This is a genomic window from Pantoea sp. R102, from assembly GCF_004916815.1.
Lineage (GTDB): Bacteria > Pseudomonadota > Gammaproteobacteria > Enterobacterales > Enterobacteriaceae > Pantoea > Pantoea dispersa.
Genome location: NZ_SDFT01000164.1, coordinates 1 through 4,221, shown reverse-complemented (window position 1 = coordinate 4,221; position 4,221 = coordinate 1). Strand labels below are relative to the sequence as shown.

The window sequence follows — 4,221 nt, the reverse complement described above, 5'->3', positions numbered from 1 at the left end:
GCACCCTACAGGGTTTGTGTTACCCTCGCGTACCTGCTGTGGTTTTGGCGTACGCGCCGGGCCAGGGTAGGGTCGCCATTCATGGCGACCTGGTCCCTTTCTGCGCCGCTCAGCGACGCGTTCTCCACCACAGCACGGCAATCGCCATGGCGAACAGCGCGCCGAAGCCTACGCCCGTCGCGACCGCCGGCGCCCCCAGCTTAATCGCCACGGTATACAGCCCCAGCATCAGCAGCATCGCGCTGTTCTCACCCAGGTTTTGCACCGCAATCGCATTGCCTGAACCCACGGTATCTTTGCCGCGCTCCTGCAACAGCGCGTTGAGCGGCACCACAAAGAAGCCGCCAAGCGCACCAATCAGCATCAGTAGCAGATACGCATTCAGCAGGCTATGCTGCAGCGAGAACAGCACCACCATCACGCCAATCAGCACGCCGGCCGGCATGCAGCGCCGCACCGTTTGCAGCGTGACCAGTTTTGCCGCCGCGGCCGCGCCGATAACGATACCGATCGCCACCATGGCATTTAGCGTGGTCGGCGTTTTGTTGTCCGTGATGCCGAGCGCCACCGGTACCCACAACACCAGCAGGAAGCGCAGCGTGACGCCGGCACCCCAGAACAGGCTGGTGCCGAGCAGCGAGAAGCGGGTTTCACCGTTACGCCACAGCAGCTGTGCCGAGGCGATAAAGCTGCGCAGCATCGCGCCAGCGTGCCAGCTCTGGCCGGGGCGCGCTGCCTGCAGACGCGGAATGAACAGGTTCGCCACCACCGCCAGTGCGTAAGTGAGTGCACACACCACCAGTGCTGCCAGCAGATGCCAGTCGGCGAGCACGCCGCCTGCCACCGAGCCGAGCAAAATCGCCGCGATAGTCGACGACTCCATCAGCCCGTTGGCTTTCACCAGCCGTGCGCCGCTGGTGATCTCCGTCAGGATGCCGTATTTCGCCGGCGAATACGCCGCCGCGCCGACCCCTACCAGCGTGTAGCCGAGAAACGGATTAAAGCCGAAGCAGATCACCAGCGCACCGAGCAGCTTAAGGCTGTTGGCAAACATCATCACCCGCCCTTTGGCAAAGCTGTCGGCCATCTGCCCGACAAACGGCGCGAGCAGAATGTAAGTGGCCACAAACAGCATCTGCAGGATCGGCTGGCTCCAGTCCGGATAGAACTGACTTTTCAGCAGCGCCAGCGTGGCGAACAGCAGCGCGTTGTCGCCAAAGGCAGAGAAAAACTGTGCCACGATCACCGCCAGCATACTGCGCGACAGCAACGGGGCGTCCGGATTCACCGACTGACTCATGCCCGCTCCTCTTCTGCCAGCTGTTTCAGGCTGACGTAGTCTGGTTTACCGCTGCCCAGCATCGGCAGTTGTTTCATGTAGCGAATGTCGCGCGGCACGGCCAGCTCTGGCGCCCCCAACTCACGCGCGGCCTGCTGCAGCCGGTCGCGGCTGAGTTCACTGTCGGTGGTAAACAGCACCAGCGCTTCGCCACGCTGGCCATCGGGCCGCAGCGACGCCGCGTGCTGTTTCTCCGCCGAGGCTTTCAGGGCAATCTGCTCCACGCTCTCCAGCGACACCATCTCTCCGGCGATTTTGGCGAAGCGTTTAGCGCGCCCCTGAATCTGACAGAAACCGCCCTCGTCAAAGCTGACAATATCCCCGGTATCGTACCAGCCAGCTTCCTGTTCGCCTTCGCCGTTATCCGCCACCGGTGGCTCCAGCACGCCGGGGTTTTCCACCCGCAGGTAGCCGTTCATGACGTTCGGACCGCGCAGCTGCAGCCGTCCGCCCTGCTCAATACCGGGTACCGCAATCAGACGTGAATCCATGCCCGGCAGAATACGCCCGACGGTATGCGATTTGACGGCCATCGGTACGTTGATTGCCACCACCGGTGCACATTCGGTCACGCCGTAACCTTCAAGGATGCGGATGCCGTACTTCTCCATGTAGATCTGGCGCGTGCCTTCCTGCAGCTTCTCGGCACCGGCGACGACGTAGCGCAGCCGGGCGAAATCGTACGGGCTGGCAAAGCGCGCATAGTTGCCGAGGAAGGTGGAGGTGCCAAACAGCACGGTGCAGTTACGGTCATACACCAGCTCCGGCACGATGCGATAGTGAAGCGGGCTGGGATAGAGGAACACCTGCGCGCCGGTCAGCAGCGGCGTGAACAGTCCGACGGTGAGGCCGAAGGCGTGGAACAGCGGCAGCGCCGACATAAAGCGGTCGCGCGGGGTGAAGTCCGCCACGGTGCGAATCTGCTCCACGTTCGCCAGCAGGCTTTTATGCGAGTGCACCACACCTTTGGGATTGCCTTCCGAGCCGGAGGTAAACAGCACCATTGCCGCGTCTTCTGGCTGCTGCGCAACCTGTGCCCGGCGTGGCAGCAGCAGGTGCGCGAGGATCCACAGTTTGTCCTGCAGCGTGACGGTATCCTTCAGATCCTCCAGATAGATCCACTGCACCTCCGTCAGCCCCTGCGGCAGGTGCCACAGGTTGCCTTTCTCCAGGAACTGGCGCGAGGTAAACACGGTTTTCACCTGCGAGGCGGTCAGCGCCGCGCGCATGCCGTTGATGCCGGCGGTGTAGTTGAGCATGGCCGGCACGCGCCCGCGCAGTGAAGCCCCGAGAATCGCCGCCGCGGTCACCGTGGCGTTCGGCAGCAGCAGGCCAACGAATTCGCCCTGCTGGCTGTAGCGCTCCAGAATGCGTCCGACACCGAGCGCTTTTTTCAGCAGCCCGGTGTAGCTGTCCGGCTTAAAGTTGATGTCTTCGATGCAGGCTTTGCTCAGCCCGTAACGGGTGCGCGCATTGAGAAAAGCGTCGAACAGCGTTTCGCGCGGGCGCACCGCCATGCGTGCTTCCATCATCACATGATGTAAATGCTCACCGGCCAGCACGCGGCGGTCGCGCGCGCGTTTCGCTTCCGGCATGGGAATTACCGTGGCCGGCAGCACCGTCAGAGTAATGCGCGGGAACAGGCGGCGTTTAAACACCCCGGCCAGGCGGCCAAACGGGGTGTACTCTGCGCCTTCAATACGCATCGGCACCACGGTGGCGGCGGATTTTGCAGCGACGAAGCCAGCGCCGCTGTAGATTTTCATCAATGAGCCGGTGACGGTAATGCGCCCTTCCGGAAAGATCACCACCGGACGCCCTTCGTTGATCATGCGCACCAGATGTTTGATCGACATCGGTTTGGTGGGGTCGAGCGGCACGAAGTCGATGACCGGCCTGAGCAGGCGCATATACCACTGTTCGCTGATCGAAGAGTAGACGGCGAACACCGGTTTGATGGGCAGAAACAGCGCCAGCAGCACGCCATCGAGAAACGACATATGGTTTGGCGTGATCAGCACTTTTTCTTTGTGCAGGGCAGTCAGATCGCCACGCAGCTCAACGCGCCATAACAGGCGACAGAGGAAACGCAGAACGGTAAATAGCATGCCAGCTCCTTAGCAGCGGTAAAAAATGGTTCTTACCTTGCAGGATCCGGGGATGTTCGACAAGTAGCGCAGTGATTTATCGTGATGAATTCAGGGTGATTCGCCCTGCCAGCCGCCGCCCAGCGCGGCGATCAGCGCCACGCTGCTCACCCACTGGCTGCTCTGCAACGACAGCAGGCTCTGCTGCTCGCTCAGGCTGCTGTTTTCCGTGGTAGCGACATCAAGGTAATCAATCATGCCGGCGTCATACTGGTTGCGCGTTACGCGTGCTGACGCCTGTGCTGCCACGGCGGCGCGCTGCTGCGCGGCGATTTCCCCCTGCAGGGTATTCAGTTCCACCAGGTTATCTTCCACTTCTCCCAGCGCGCTCAGCACCGTCTGGCGATAGGTGGCCACGCTGGCATCATAGGCGGCACGCGCCTGCGCCACTTTCGCCGAGGTCGCGCCAAAATCGAGCAGCGTACCGCTGAGCTCCGGCCCCAGCGACCAGGCGCGATTCGGCAGCGACAATAAACTGTGGATCGCTGAGGCGGTCACGCCACCGCTGGCGCTGAGCGTCAGGTCGGGATAATAACCGGCAATCGCCACCCCGACCGCCGCGTTGGCGGCCGCCACGTTACGTTCGGCATAGGCGATGTCCGGACGGCGCTGCAGCAGCGCCGAAGGCAGGCTCTGCGGAATAGACGGCAGCGTGGCATCCAGCTTCGCCACCGGCAATGTAAAGTCGGCTGGCGCACGCCCCAGCAGCAGCGCCACCGCGTGCTCCAGTTGCGC

Annotated in this window: 3 protein-coding genes; all 3 read right to left on the bottom strand. The window is 62.5% G+C overall.

Annotated features, from left to right (window positions below; genetic code table 11):
• Positions 1–109 precede the first annotated feature (109 nt).
• Entirely contained in the window at positions 110–1,300 is a 1,191-nt protein-coding gene (gene lplT / locus ERD80_RS16995) for a lysophospholipid transporter LplT (protein ID WP_059012310.1), read from the bottom strand.
• Positions 1,297–3,447, bottom strand: a complete 2,151-nt coding sequence (gene aas, locus ERD80_RS16990) for a bifunctional acyl-ACP--phospholipid O-acyltransferase/long-chain-fatty-acid--ACP ligase (RefSeq protein WP_136547750.1) — start codon at positions 3,445–3,447, stop codon at positions 1,297–1,299. Before aas ends, lplT begins: the two co-directional genes overlap by 4 nt.
• Positions 3,448–3,537: 90 nt before the next feature.
• A partial coding sequence (locus tag ERD80_RS16985; RefSeq protein WP_136547748.1) for an efflux transporter outer membrane subunit occupies positions 3,538–4,221 on the bottom strand: 684 nt, incomplete at its 5' end.